Here is a 12826-nt window from a genome sequence, read left to right as displayed (position 1 = left end):
AAATCCTCGGATATCGGTCTCACCATGCCTGCTGGCCTCCTATCCAGCAAACAGGATGAATCAGATTTTCAGCGCCAAGGGAACCGCAAACGACTCTATCAGGTCGGATTATGCTCTAGGTAGTTCGAGGCTGGGTTGGTCCGGCGGGGGCTCCCCCTAAGCCGCTCGTCCATATCGTCCGCGCCGCTGGTCTTTTCCGGCGTCATTTTGAGCGGTTTGACCCGGTTCTTCAGGATTCCAGGCAGAGTCATCCCATGCTTTGGCAGCGTTCGTGGAAGATCAGCCGATTGAAGTTGTAGGCCAGATTGCAGAGGGTGAGCTTTGCGTCGGCACGGGCCAGGCCGATGGTGCGGATGAACAGCCCGAACCGGTTCTTCTGATGCGCGAAGACATGTTCGACATGGGCCCGGATCGAGGATTTTGCCGCGTTGGCCCTGGCGATCGCTCTCGGCATGGGCTTGCCCTTGGGTTTGCGCCGGTGAATTCGCGATGTCAGCATCCGATCAGACAACCACTTCTCGTTCCGCTTCGAGCGATAGGCGCTATCAGCCCAGACCTCGGAGCCGGTGTTATCGGTGCTCACGACGTGGCGAAGCAACCCCCCATCGGCGGCCGACGCCGAAGTGACCGCCATTTCGCGGATGAAGCCATAGCGCCGGTCGATGCTGATATGCGATTTGTAGCCGAAGACCGGCAGCGCGATCATGGGCAGCGGCGTGCCGTCCTCGCTATGGCGCACCTTGCCGCCAATCTTGAGCGTCCAGCGCGCATCGGTGTCTTTCTGCGCGGCCTTGTTCGGTTCATCGGGCCAGATATCCTTCGCGCTCTTGCCCGACTTGATCGCCTCGCGTTCACCTTCGGTATTGCGCTGCTTGGGCGCAGGCACCAGCGAGGCATCCACGATCTGCCCGGACATGGGGATGTAGCCCTTCTTCTGGAGTTGCCAGTCAAAGGCCTTCATCACCTTCTTGAGCGTTCCGGTCTCGGTCAGGCGATTGCGGAAATGCCGGATCGTGTTCTCGTCCGGTGTCCGGTCCCCGAGCGACAGCCCAAGAAAACGCAGCCAACTCAGGCGATCCCGGATCATGAATTCCATCCGTGCATCCGACAGGTTGTGCTGCGCCTGCAGGATCAGCGCCTTGAACATCATCACCGGATCGAACGGCGGTCGCCCGCCCTTGGCCCCATCGCCGTAGCCGAGCCCTTCGACCAACCAGGCCCGGAAATACTCAAAGTCCACCGTCTGCTGCAGAACCTCGAGCGGATCGCCATCCCCGCTCAAGGCCTCGAGATGCTCGCTCAAACTGAACAGGGACTTTGGATCCACCACGGCTCTCCATGATCGTTCTCGATCAATGAATCACCTTCGACGCCGAAACGCCAACGGTTTTTGCGGGTGTCCAGCTTACTGAGCCCGTCAATCGAGGTCGCCGCCATACCAGACATCGGCACCTCTTCTAAGGCGATCGAACCTGGCCATAAGTTCATAATAGGGTGGTCAAAGTTGACCCGGCGAAGGCTATGCCGAACCAAATCAAACCGGTATGGCTGGTCCGCTTTGTTCATCACTTGAAGTTTGACCTCACGCGAGACCTCGGAACCCGCCGCTCACGGCAGCGGGGGTAGTCCCAGTTCCTGCAAAAAGGCGTTGTGCTCTTTGGTGGCGTTGGCAATCTTCTGATCAAGCGACACCAGCTTGGTATGGACGGCGGCAAGATCGATTTCCTCCTCTGCCGTCGCCGTGCTGACGTAGCGCGAGATATTCAGATTGAAGTCGTTTTCCTCAATCTCGGCCATCGACACGCGGCGGGAGTAGCGCGGCTCTTCGGTGCGATGCTGATAGGTCGAGACGATTTTGCCGATATGGTCCGGCTTACCGTCCGTGCCGTCGCCCAGGAAGTTTTGCCGCTTGCCCCGAACGAAGTGCTCGGCTGCATTGATAAACAGCACATCGTCAGGCTTCTTGCACCGCTTGAGAACCAGAATGCACACAGGGATGCCGGTCGAGTAGAACAGATTGGCAGGCAGGCCGATCACCGTATCAATGTGGCCATCCTTGAGCAGCTTGGTGCGAATGCGCGCCTCGGCCCCGCCCCGGAAAAGGACGCCATGCGGCAGGATAATGGCCATGACGCCATCGTCTTTGAGGAAGTGGAAGCCGTGGAGCAGGAAAGCGAAATCGGCGGCTGACTTGGGCGCGAGCCCATAGTTCTTGAACCGCACATCGTCCGCCATCGCATCGGTCGGTGTCCAGCGATAGCTGAAAGGTGGATTGGCAACCACGGCGTCAAAACGCGGCATCTTCGCCGGGTTTAACTCCCGCAACATCTCCCAGTCGTTGGTCAGCGTATCGCCATGGAAAATCTCGAACTCGGTATCCTTCACCCCATGCAGCAGCATGTTCATGCGCGCGAGGTTGTAAGTGGTGATGTTCTTTTCCTGCCCGTAGATCTTGCCGATGCCGTGCGCGCCCATGCGGTGGCGGACATTCAGCAGCAGCGAGCCGGAGCCGCAGGCGAAATCCATGATGCTGTCGATATGCTTGCGATTGCCGGTCGCGGGTTCCTGCCCGTCGAGCGATACGATTTGGGAAAGGATGTCGGACACGAATTGCGGAGTGTAGAACTCACCCGCCTTCTTGCCCGATCCGGCGGCAAACTGCCCAATCAGATATTCGTAAGCATCGCCAAGCGTGTCGCTATCGGTGGAGAAGGATTTTAGCCCCTTGGCAATCTCGGCAATGATCTTGCAGAGTGCCGCATTGCGGTCGGGATAGGTCTTGCCCAGCTTTTCCGATGACAGGTTGATTTCGGAGAACAGCCCGCCAAACGTGCTCTCGAACGACTGCTCCTCGATATACTTCATGCCGGTCTGGAGCGTGCTAAGCAGCTCGTTATCCTGAACACGAGCCATTTCCGCGATACTGGTCCACAGGTGCTCCGGACGGATCACATAATGAACGCGGCGGCGCATCAGCCGCTCAAAATCGTCTGTATCGGCGGGGTTGTCCTGATACCAAAGCGCGAGAGGCGAATTTGCACCAAGCTTCCGCCGCACGTCTTCGGGCACGTCAACCGGGTAATCTGGCCCCAACTCTTTTGCCGCCGCCACCTCGTAATTGTCAGAGAGGTAGCGCAGAAACAGGAAAGCCAGCATGTAATCGCGGAAATCGTCCGCGTTCATTGCACCGCGAAGCTGGTCGGCGATGTTCCACAGGGTCTGGCCCAGTTTTTTGTGTTCTTGTTCGGTCATTGGGCGCCTGCCTGCTGTGCTTCGTCGACGAAGAGTTCGGGATTGAAGGGAAAGCGGACCCTGAAATCGTTCAGGATGCGCCGGAAATAGTCCTTATTCTCCGGCACCATCTCGGTCGGCTCGAACAGCGAATAATTTCCGTGGCTCATCACGTTGACCAGCCGGGTATGCAAGATGCCGTCCGGGTCGTCGTCATCTTGCTTGATGCAGGACGAGAAGCCGGGGAAGCCGTGGAAACTTGCGGTCTTTTCCAGCACAGCGCGAAGCATGTTGAAGTGATAGGTGTAGAGGTTACCGCTATCCGCCGCCTTTTGCAGTTCGGCAAGCAGCGCGACATGATGGAAAAACGGCGTGTCGCCCGTCTCACGGACAAGGTAAGGGCCTTCGATGACGGCCGCCAGACGTTCGTCGAGTTTCCTGCCACGCTTGGCGTCGGGGAGGCGCCGCCGATCTTCCTGGTCGACGCAAAGGGCGAAGCGCAACTCGTCAACTATCGCGTCAAGGGCCGCTTCTATGTGATCGACCGCATTTTCGACGTCGCCGAGCTTCGCCTTGGGACAAAGCACCAGCAGATCGTGCGCATCAGCCGGGTGGCCGAGGCCGCACGCAGCGGGAGGGGCTCATGACCGGCGGCGCGCATCAACCGGCGGCCGAGGGCCAGGCCGTGCCAGACAAGGTCGATCCCGAAACGCTGGCGCTGCGCGCGCGGCCAATCCCGGCAATCCGGTTCAAGCGGAGCGTCATCATCGGGACCGCGGCCGCCGGCTCGTTCGGTCTGGCGCTGACGGCCTGGTTCGCGCTGCGGCCGGCCGGGCTGCATCTGGTCGGCGAGGCCGCAGACCAAGCGATAGCGGCAAAGCTGCCAGGCGATACATTGAACGCTCTTCCGCGCAGCTATGGCGATGTCCCCAAGCTTGGGCCGGCACTGCCGGGCGATCTGGGCCGTCCGATCCTCGAGCACCAGCGCGCGATGGCGCGCGAGCCTGCCGAAGACACCGCCCATGTTGATCAGGCTGCCGCAACCGAGCGCGAACGACGGGCTGCTGAACGCAGGGCAGCGCGCGAATCGGGCCTGCTTGCCCAGTCCAGCGACCGCGGTGCCGTGCCGAGCAATGGGGAGGCGCCGCCGTCCCCGCCAGCCTTGCCGGCAACCGATGCCACCAGGCTGGCGATCGACCCGGATCGCGATCCCAATGCACAGCAGCGCAAAGCCGACTTCGTCACAGCGCGCGATAACGCCGGGAACGTCAATTCCGGGCGGCTTGTCCCACCTGCATCGCCCGACATGCTCTTGGCCGGCAGCGTCATCGCCGCAAGCCTGATCACCGGCCTCAGGTCAGACCTTCCAGGCCTGGTCATTGCCCAGGTGACCGAACGGGTGTTCGACAGCGCGACAGGCACCATCCTGCTCATTCCGCAAGGTGCGCGGCTGATCGGCAGCTACGACAGCGTCGTGGCTTTCGGGCAAAAGCGTGCGCTGATTGTCTGGCAGCGGATCGTCATGCCGGATGGCAGTTCGATTCGCCTCGACAACGTGCCGGCATCCGATCCGTCAGGTTATGCAGGTCTTGCCGACAAGGTGGATTTCCACACCTGGGCGCTGCTCAAGGGCGTCGCCATCTCCACCGTCCTTGGGGTGGGTACCAACCTTACTTTCACCGGCGAAAGCGACCTTGTCCAGGCGATCCGGCAATCGACGCAGCAGAACGTCTCCCGCGCCGGCGACCAGTTCACTTCACGCAATCTGCAGATTCAGCCGACGATCACTATCCGGCCGGGCGCTCCGGTTCGGCTGATCGTCCATCGCGATCTCGTTCTCGCGCCGTGGCGCGGCTAGGAGAAAATCATGGTCGACCTCAAGCTTGCTCGCATTCCCGACCGGACCCCGGTCAAGCTCACCGTCACGATACTGCCCGACCTGCATCAGGCGCTTCAGGACTATGCCCTGATCTATGCAGAGATCTACGGCCGGGAGGAGCCGGTCAACGAACTGATCCCGGCCATTCTTGCTGCCTTCCTCGAAAGCGATCGGGCGTTCGCAAAGGCGCGCGAGCACCTTGGAAAGCGCGGCGCATGAGCGAGAAGGGCCCCACCTTGGGCGTACGCAACGCCCTGACCATCCGCGTGCCCGATGCGGCGCGCGCGCTGGGTATCGGCAAGACCAAGCTTTACGAGCTGATCGCGGCGCACGAGATCGACATCATCAAGGTGGGCCGTGCTACATTGATCATCGTCAGCAGCCTTGAACGTTTTGTCGAGCGGCGGTCTGCCACCACGACGAGCTCGGCAGGAACTTCCCGTCAGTCGTAAGCCTCGTTGCCGCAGTTGCTTCTTGGCTTTGAGAAAATCTGGATAATAGCCACCGTCTCGATTTTCTCGCTTTGAACGAATCTCAATTTTGGTGAATTGTTATTAAGCAATATGATTGATTGACTAGCATAAAATTTAAAAGGATACATTATAAATGATAACCTAAGACTGGCAAAATTTCGTGCGAGGTGATCCGCTGGAGCGACTGGCGTGTGTTATCGACTTCGAGATTTTCCGCGGTCCGCTGGTCGCCGCGCTGCGACGGAGCGTTCGTGGCAAGGGTGGCCGGCCTCCGTTCGATCCGGTTCTCATGTTTAAGATCCTGGTGCTGCAAGCGCTTTACTCGCTGTCGGATGAAGCGACCGAGTTCCAGATCAAGGATCGCTTGTCGTTCCAGCGCTTCCTGGGCCTCGGGCTCGACGGCACGGTGCCGGATGCAACGACGGTGTGGCTGTTCCGCGAGAGGTTGGTTCAGGCCAAGGCGATCGACAAACTGTTCGCTCGCTTCGATGCCGCGCTCACCGAGCGGGGCTATCTCGCCATGGGTGGGCAGATCATCGATGCAACCGTCGTTCCGGCGCCCAAGCAGAGGAACACCGAGGCCGAGAAGACGGCGATCAAGGAAGGCCGAGTGCCCGAGAACTGGAAGCCGTCCAAGGCCAGACAGAAGGACCGCGATGCGCGCTGGAGCGTCAAGTACACCAAAGCCAAGGTGAAGGAAGGTGCCGATCCAAAGGCAGCGAAGCCGGTCGACCTCGCTATCCCGATGTTCGGTTACAAGAACCACATCGGCATCGCCCGCGCCCGCATCAAGATTGGAATGGCCAACCTGGCCTATAACTTCCAGCGCCTTGCCTGGCTTGAGAGGCGAACTGCGCCCGCATGACGGAAAAGCCGGCCTCTGCATTCGGCTCCAACACGGAAATCAGCGGATCAGCCCCCTGAACCGGGGCTCACCATTCACTTGCATGCCCCTCGTCGCCCATCATGCCGAAATCATACGGTTCTTCGAAGTGTCCAGTTTTGGTCGGACCATACTCGGCACGGGCATCACGCCAGCGCAGACCGTTGCCGATCACGAAGATGATATCGCTGATAATCCGCCAATATCAACCGGAGGTACGCCGCGTGATAATGGAAAATGCGGCTCGATCTGGCGCATCTGCGCCTCGGACGACCAAATCAAATCGCTCATGGCAACGGCTGTTCAGCGCCACTGTTGAATCACTTGATTCCACTACCCGTAAGCAAGTTGCTAGGCCCTTGAGCCCACAGTTTCGCGGTTACTGTTTAATGGATGATAAGGCAAATTATTTAAACATAATCAACTTATTCTGGAGTCAGGCCTCGGCATCGACCAGTTCCATGATCCGCACGAAGCGCAGATCGCGGACCGGACCGGGCTGGTTTAACGCCGACGAAAGCGCGTCGCGATCGAGCAGGCCAGGGAGGCCAGGCGGCCGCCGAGCAGCATATCGCGGATGGCCTACCGGTGCCGGTCGAAGATCGCCGCGACAAAGCCGGTCGGGGTGCCTTTCGACCGGCGCGCGACGATCGCGTCGGGTAGATCGGCCGCAAAGGCGCGACGCGCGATGGCCCGGTCCCGGCCCGGTGCGAGCCAGTGCCAGCTCGGGACCTGCAGGCAGGCCTCGACCACCGGTTGCGAAACCAGCGGCGAGATGGCGCGGTGCGGGGCCTGCGCGTTCACCGCTTCCACCAGGTTCTGCGCGGGGACCAGCAGGGCAACGTGGCTGGCCCGGCCGGGCAGCACTCGGCGCGGTGGCGTAAACCAGGGATGGGCGGGCGCGTCCTCGACGATCGCGCGTGCCGCCGCCGACAGGAATGCGACCGCTGGCGTCTGGCGCGGCGCGGGCGCGCTTCAGCTGGTTGTCATGATGGGCTAACCACCGATCGCCCGAGCGTGTGGCACCCGGCGCGCTTTGGTCGGCACGATAAAATTTTTCGCTGCGATGCATCCGCGCCCGAACCTTGTCCGTAAGCGGGAATGAAAGCCGGAAAATTTCGATCCGGCTGGGCAAGGGGAGCATACCAAATCATGACGTCTGTCTTTCAGGCGACGGTTGCCGGCGCGGTCTTTGCGGGGATCGCGTTGTGCAGCCAGTTTTCCGCTGCGCATGCAGCGACGGTCACCGACAGCGGGACGGCGGCTGCGGTGCTGGCCGGATCGGATGGTGCCCCGTCCGAAACCCCGGCCGCGGCAGAGCCCGTGCTGGAAAGCGCGGCGTCCCAACAGCGCGGATCGCTTCTTCCCGAAGGGGGGCGCCTTCTGCTTACCGGCGGCGTTTCGACGATCGAGGGCGCGGGCGGCGGCGGCATTGTTCCCTGGGCGCTGATCGGCAGTTACGGCACGCGCAATCAAATCGGCAGCAGCGCCTTTGCAACCGGCGTCGATACGCAGGATTTTACGCTTGCATCCTATGGTGCGGCAGTAAGCCTGTACAACCGGCTAGAACTTTCGCTGGCGCGGCAGAACTTCAATCTGCGCGAAGTCGGCGCGGCGCTCGGGCTCGGCAACCGCTTTACCATCAGCCAGACGATCATCGGCGCGAAGCTGCGCTTGTTCGGGGATGCAGTGCTCGATCAGGATACGGTGCTGCCGCAGGTTTCGATCGGGTTGCAGTACAAGATCAATGACGACAAGACCGTCGTCGGCGGCGCGCTTGGGGTAAAGCGCAAGGGTGTGGATATCTATGCCTCGGCAACCAAGCTCATTCTTTCGCAAAGCCTTTTGCTCAACGCCACGCTGCGGCTGACCAAGGCCAACCAGTACGGCATTCTCGGCTTCGGCGGGCTTGGCGGCAAAGATCAGGCCTATAAGCCTCAGGTCGAGGCTTCAGCTGCATATCTGCTGACCCGCAAGCTCGCGGTCGGCGGGGAATACCGCACCAAGTCCAACCGGCTGGAAGGCGCCCTCGGTGGAACTACGTTCCGCGAGGAGGACGCCTATGACCTCTTCGTTGCCTATGCGCCTAGCCGCAACATCTCGATCACCGCCGCCTATGCGCGGCTCGGACAGATCGCGCTGACCCGCCAGAACGGCGCCTACGTTTCCCTTCAGCTCGGTTTCTGACGCTTTCATCGAGGACACCACAATGTTCAAGACCGCCCTTTCGCTTGTTATCCTCGCCGGCACGTCTTCGGCGGCGCTCGGTCAGGAAAACCTGGCGCCCAAATACAATATTGCCGAACCGGCCGTGAACGATCCCTCTGTAAAGACCGCTGCGCCAACCACCCCGGTCATCACCGACGACGCGCATCTCTATGAAACTTTTGGAGGACGCGAGGGGCTGACCGCTCTGATGGACGATGCCATGGCGCGCTGGCTCAGGAACCCGAAGACCAGGCCCTTTTTCGAGAACGCCGACCAGGCCCGGATCAAGGCGCTGCTGGTCGAACAGTTCTGCGTGATCATGCATGGCCCCTGCACGTACTCCGGGCGCACGATGGCGGAAGCTCACCGCGGCATGAAAGTGAAGGAAGCCAATTTCTACGGCCTGGTCGAAGAATTGCAGGTGGCGATGAACAAGCGCCACATTCCCTTCCGCGCCCAGAACCGCTTGATTGCCGCGCTTGCGCCTATGCACCGGGACATCATCGACAAGTGACTTTCCGGCGCCGCCTGACCTTCGTACGCGCGGCCTCCGATGTCCTGGCACTCGCCGTGTCGCCGCTTGCTCGTGGCCCAGGCAGTCCTTCAGCGATCCGGTCACGGCTCCGTTGTGGCACAAGGCCGGCAGTGCTAGACGAACTGCAATGATTGCCGATGCACAGGACACCGACCAGTCCTTTCTGATCGCTGCGCTTCAACGTGTCGCCGGCGGCGACAGGACTGCGTTCCGCGAGGTTTATCGTCGAACCTGCGCAAGGCTTTTCGGCGTCTGCCTTCGTCTCTCTTCTGATCGCCAGGAGGCGGAGGACGTGTTGCAGGAGGTCTATGTCACGGTCTGGCAGAAAGCGGCGCAATTCGATCCTGCGCGTGCCAGCCCGATCGTTTGGCTGGCCGCACTGGCCCGCAATCGCGCGATCGATCGCCTGCGTGCCAACGGGCGCCGGATCACCACACCGATCGCATGCATTGACGAGCCCGCCGACGAGAGTGCAGGCGTGCTCGACCGATTGATTGAGGTGGAGCGCGAGCACACCATTGCCCATTGCATCGAAGAACTGGCGAAAGGCGATGCCGTGCTGGTGCGCACGGCGTTTTTCGAACAGGCAACCTATGCAGAGCTGGCGGGGCGTGCCGGCATGCCGCTCGGTACGGTCAAAAGCCGGATCAGACGCGCGCTGATCAAACTGCGGGCGTGCCTGTCATGACCGAGGAAGACGATATCCTCGCCGCCGAACTCGCGCTCGGACTGCTCGACCCGCCCGAACGCAGAGCCGCTCGGCGGCGCGCGGACAACGAGCCTGCATTTGCCGAACGTGTCGCTTGGTGGCGCGCGCGCTTCGAGCCGCTTTCCGCAGAGGGCAGCGTGCCGCCGGGCGACGCCTTGTGGTCGCGGATCGAGGCGATGCTGCCGCACAATGATAACGCGGCAGTGGCGCAGGCAAAGCGTTGGCGCGCCGCTGCAGTGGCGGCAACGCTCGTCGCTGCATTGCTGGGGGGTGTCATCGTACTGCGCACCGCGCCAAGGGTGCAGCAGGCCGCGCCGGGCACTGCGCCGGCTGCCGCGCGCGTCCTGCTCGCCAGCGTCGCAGGCGCCGATGCAGTGATTGCAACCATTGCCTACGATGCCGGCGCCGGGCGACTGACCATCGTCCCCGGCACGCTCGATGCCGGCAAGAGCGATGCCGAGTTGTGGATCATTCCGCCAGATGGCAGCCCCCGCTCGCTCGGAACAATCGACCCGGCGCGTCCGGCCATCACGCTGGCGCGCGCCGAGGTCCGCGCACTGATTGCGCCAGGGGCGGCTTTTGCAATCTCGCTTGAACCCCGCGGGGGGTCTCCTACCGGCAAACCGACTGGGCCGATCCTGGGCAGCGGAAAAATCGGTGGCGTCTGATCGCCCGATGCATCCGTCCGCAGCGTGCCAACGTATCTCCAGCGACAACCGGACAAGCGGTGGTCATCAAGCAGGAGATATTCGCATGCGCAGGTTTGACACAATCGCGGCCATTGCCGCTCTGGCTATCACCCCCCTTGCAATGGCGTCGGTTTCATGCCCGGCCCTAGCCAACCCGATGGTTGGCGGCGCGGCGATGTACAGCAGCAAGACCATCGTCGCTAACGCTGTGAATTCAAAGGATCATACCACGCTGGTGGCCGCCGTCAAGGCGGCGGGGCTGGTCGATACGCTTGCCGGCCCCGGCCCCTTCACGGTTTTTGCGCCAACCAACGCCGCATTTGCAAAGCTGCCGGCCGGCACGGTTGACACACTGCTCAAGCCGGAAAATAAGGGCGCGCTCGCCGCGGTACTGACCTATCATGTCGTCGCCGGGCGCATGACGAGCGCCGACATCGCCAAGGCGATCAAGGCTGGCCGCGGCCGCGCCACGCTGACGACCGTTCAAGGCGAACCGCTGACCGCGACAATGCAAGGCAAGAAGCTGATACTGACCGACGCAAAAGGCGGCGAGGCGCAGGTTACGATCTCCAACGTGATGCAATCGAACGGCGTGATCCACGTCGTTGACACGGTGCTGATGCCCTGACCGGTCGTTGGGGTTCCGATCCGTCACCGAGCGTTCGCGCTTTGCACCGGGAGAATGGGACGGGCGCCCGTAACCGATCGCACTCGGTTGCGGGCCACCCCGCCCTACATGCAATGCTGCTGAACGTGCTTTCTGCCGGCGCGAGAGATGCAAAACCTTGGTGCCGACGGAATCGCAAGGGCCATCTGGGCATCTGTAATTAAAGCGGTTTTTGACGGTTCTGATCGATGAGGGACTCCTCTTTACCGGCAAGCATGGATAGGACAGCCTCTCTATGGATTTGCGTTCGCGTTTGCTCGCGGCGACTTATGACGGGATGAGCTATCTTGCGGCGGCGCCTTCGACGGCGATCCGCTGGCATGCATAGCGGCGTGATGCAGGCGACTTTGACGCCAGGCCGCCGCGTAGCGATATGCAATCACGTCGGGTTGAAGAGCGAGCGTCGGACATCTTTGCTGCTTGGGAAGTTGACCCTGTCTCGGAAAGTGTGGGGGAGAATGTGGGGGTAATTTCAGGGTCTTCATAAAAATCTAATAATTACATAATTTAAAGTGCCATGTTCGGTACAAGCCCTGCCACCACACCCTAATCCGCAAGCATACTCCAAAATCCATGGGAATCCTTGGCTTTCTGCGGTATGTTCCCTTTCGCCCTCCACATAAATCCTTCGCGATGCACACCCATCCGACGCTCAGTGTGGGGGGTAATATGGGGGTAAATGCCCTTACCTCCACACTGTGGTTCCTCGCCGCGATGCGGAAAAGTGTGGGGGAGAAAACGATGGGAAAATTCTCGGCGGTAGCGGTCAGGTCGGCCCTCGCGAATCCCGGCACCTATCAGGATGGTGACGGCCTGCCCACGTGCCCAACGGGCGCGCCATGCTGCGCCATGGGGTGGAGGCGCGAGTGGCGTGCAGGCTTGGGGCGTGCAGGCTTGGGGCGAGGCCGTTGCCGAGGCGATCGAGGCGCGGCTGCGGACCGGCCGCCTGCTCGGCGCCGAGGACTGGATCGCAACCCAGGAAGCCGCCAGCGGCCGACCTCTCACCCCCGGCAGCACGCGGCCCGAAGCAGAAAGCTCGCGATGCGCAGAGTTAAGTATACTGTCCCCCGAACCCCCGCTCCCACTCAGGATCAATGGCTAGTAGAAGGGGATCCGCTATGAGCGCAGCCGCAAGGGCAGGCATAGCCTATTTCGCGGGGATGTTCACACTCGGCTTCCTGCTTGGCACCGTGCGCGTCCTGCTGCTCGCCCCCATGCTTGGTGCTTGGGGCGCCACGTTGGTCGAGCTGCCAGCCATGCTGGCCATGTCGTGGATCTATTGCGAGTTGCTACTGAGGCGGTTCGCCGTGTTGGAAGCGCTCGGCGCACAGCTACTTATGGGTACGGTCGCCTTCGTTTTGCTAATGACCGCGGAGGTTCTGGTCGGCATCGGCCTGTTCGATCGAAACCTGCCTCAACAGGTGCGGGAAATGACGAGCGGACCCGGTCTTGCCGGGCTGATGGGACAGCTGGCCTTCGCATCGTTCCCGCTTCTCCAGTCTCGGCGCAGGGGCAGGAACTGGGATGCATAGGCGACGAGGATTGTCATCAC

Annotated in this window: 16 protein-coding genes and 2 pseudogenes; 13 read left to right on the top strand and 5 right to left on the bottom strand. The window is 61.4% G+C overall.

Translation table 11 applies throughout. The features are described 5' to 3' along the window. Positions 1–247 precede the first annotated feature (247 nt). The 4 genes from AC3EDY_RS14250 to AC3EDY_RS14235 are packed head-to-tail and all read right to left on the bottom strand — an operon-like array spanning position 248 to position 3425. On the bottom strand, positions 248–1330 hold the full coding sequence (locus tag AC3EDY_RS14250; RefSeq protein ID WP_488573159.1) for an IS5 family transposase: 1083 nt from the start codon (positions 1328–1330) through the stop codon (positions 248–250). After that, on the bottom strand, positions 1300–1566 hold the full coding sequence (locus tag AC3EDY_RS14245) for a hypothetical protein (protein WP_488573166.1): 267 nt from the start codon (positions 1564–1566) through the stop codon (positions 1300–1302). Before AC3EDY_RS14245 ends, AC3EDY_RS14250 begins: the two co-directional genes overlap by 31 nt. Before the next feature lie 42 nt (positions 1567–1608). Beyond that, entirely contained in the window at positions 1609–3252 is a 1644-nt protein-coding gene (locus tag AC3EDY_RS14240; RefSeq protein WP_488573158.1) for a type I restriction-modification system subunit M, read from the bottom strand. Beyond that, complete coding sequence (locus AC3EDY_RS14235; protein ID WP_488573157.1) at positions 3249–3425, bottom strand: hypothetical protein; 177 nt, start codon at positions 3423–3425, stop codon at positions 3249–3251. The genes AC3EDY_RS14240 and AC3EDY_RS14235 overlap by 4 nt, the downstream gene beginning before the upstream one ends. Positions 3426–3626: 201 nt before the next feature. On the opposite strand from AC3EDY_RS14235, the pseudogene AC3EDY_RS14230 reads away from it, so the two are divergent. The 6 genes and pseudogenes from AC3EDY_RS14230 to AC3EDY_RS14205 form a co-directional block, all read left to right on the top strand. Further along, positions 3627–3878: pseudogene (locus AC3EDY_RS14230) on the top strand (TrbG/VirB9 family P-type conjugative transfer protein); the annotation flags it as partial. Continuing rightward, a complete protein-coding gene (locus AC3EDY_RS14225; RefSeq protein ID WP_488573156.1) occupies positions 3875–5089 on the top strand; it encodes a TraB/TrbI/VirB10 family type IV secretion system protein in 1215 nt (404 codons plus the stop codon). The pseudogene AC3EDY_RS14230 and the gene AC3EDY_RS14225, both read left to right, overlap by 4 nt. A gap of 9 nt (positions 5090–5098) precedes the next feature. After that, the gene (locus tag AC3EDY_RS14220; protein ID WP_488573155.1) at positions 5099–5329 is read left to right on the top strand and encodes a DUF2274 domain-containing protein; all 231 of its coding nucleotides are present in this window, start codon (positions 5099–5101) and stop codon (positions 5327–5329) included. Then, positions 5326–5562 carry a helix-turn-helix domain-containing protein gene (locus AC3EDY_RS14215; RefSeq protein ID WP_488573154.1) on the top strand — a complete coding sequence of 79 codons (237 nt, stop codon included), beginning with the start codon at positions 5326–5328 and terminating at the stop codon, positions 5560–5562. The genes AC3EDY_RS14220 and AC3EDY_RS14215 overlap by 4 nt, the downstream gene beginning before the upstream one ends. 181 nt (positions 5563–5743) lie before the next feature. Next, entirely contained in the window at positions 5744–6448 is a 705-nt protein-coding gene (locus tag AC3EDY_RS14210; protein ID WP_488573153.1) for a transposase, read from the top strand. A gap of 82 nt (positions 6449–6530) precedes the next feature. Further along, the gene (locus tag AC3EDY_RS14205; RefSeq protein WP_488573152.1) at positions 6531–6785 is read left to right on the top strand and encodes a hypothetical protein; all 255 of its coding nucleotides are present in this window, start codon (positions 6531–6533) and stop codon (positions 6783–6785) included. Positions 6786–7048: 263 nt separating this feature from the next. Here AC3EDY_RS14205 and AC3EDY_RS14200 read toward each other — a convergent pair whose 3' ends face one another. Then, on the bottom strand, positions 7049–7333 hold the full coding sequence (locus AC3EDY_RS14200) for an asparagine synthase-related protein (protein ID WP_488573151.1): 285 nt from the start codon (positions 7331–7333) through the stop codon (positions 7049–7051). 285 nt (positions 7334–7618) lie between these two features. Here AC3EDY_RS14200 and AC3EDY_RS14195 point away from each other — a divergent pair, with 285 nt between their 5' ends. The 7 genes and pseudogenes from AC3EDY_RS14195 to AC3EDY_RS14165 all read left to right on the top strand — a co-directional run bounded on the left by AC3EDY_RS14195 (position 7619) and on the right by AC3EDY_RS14165 (position 12806). Continuing rightward, positions 7619–8653: a DUF3034 family protein gene (locus AC3EDY_RS14195; RefSeq protein ID WP_488573150.1), complete on the top strand. Its 1035-nt coding sequence runs from the start codon at positions 7619–7621 to the stop codon at positions 8651–8653. A gap of 22 nt (positions 8654–8675) precedes the next feature. Then, the gene (locus tag AC3EDY_RS14190; RefSeq protein ID WP_488573149.1) at positions 8676–9188 is read left to right on the top strand and encodes a group I truncated hemoglobin; all 513 of its coding nucleotides are present in this window, start codon (positions 8676–8678) and stop codon (positions 9186–9188) included. A 148-nt stretch (positions 9189–9336) separates the two neighbouring features. After that, positions 9337–9897 carry a sigma-70 family RNA polymerase sigma factor gene (locus tag AC3EDY_RS14185; protein WP_488573148.1) on the top strand — a complete coding sequence of 187 codons (561 nt, stop codon included), beginning with the start codon at positions 9337–9339 and terminating at the stop codon, positions 9895–9897. Then, complete coding sequence (locus tag AC3EDY_RS14180; protein WP_488573147.1) at positions 9894–10586, top strand: anti-sigma factor; 693 nt, start codon at positions 9894–9896, stop codon at positions 10584–10586. Before AC3EDY_RS14185 ends, AC3EDY_RS14180 begins: the two co-directional genes overlap by 4 nt. Before the next feature lie 142 nt (positions 10587–10728). Then, complete coding sequence (locus AC3EDY_RS14175) at positions 10729–11235, top strand: fasciclin domain-containing protein (RefSeq protein WP_488573165.1); 507 nt, start codon at positions 10729–10731, stop codon at positions 11233–11235. Between the two features lie 274 nt (positions 11236–11509). Beyond that, positions 11510–11701 (top strand): annotated as a pseudogene (locus AC3EDY_RS14170) (IS630 family transposase); the annotation flags it as partial. A 691-nt stretch (positions 11702–12392) separates the two neighbouring features. Continuing rightward, a complete protein-coding gene (locus tag AC3EDY_RS14165; protein WP_488573146.1) occupies positions 12393–12806 on the top strand; it encodes a hypothetical protein in 414 nt (137 codons plus the stop codon). Positions 12807–12826 lie beyond the last annotated feature (20 nt).

It is taken from the genome of Novosphingobium sp. DS6-6 (assembly GCF_057784975.1).
The sequence above is the reverse complement of the archived record's forward strand: the minus strand, read 5'-3'. Positions and strand labels throughout refer to the sequence as shown.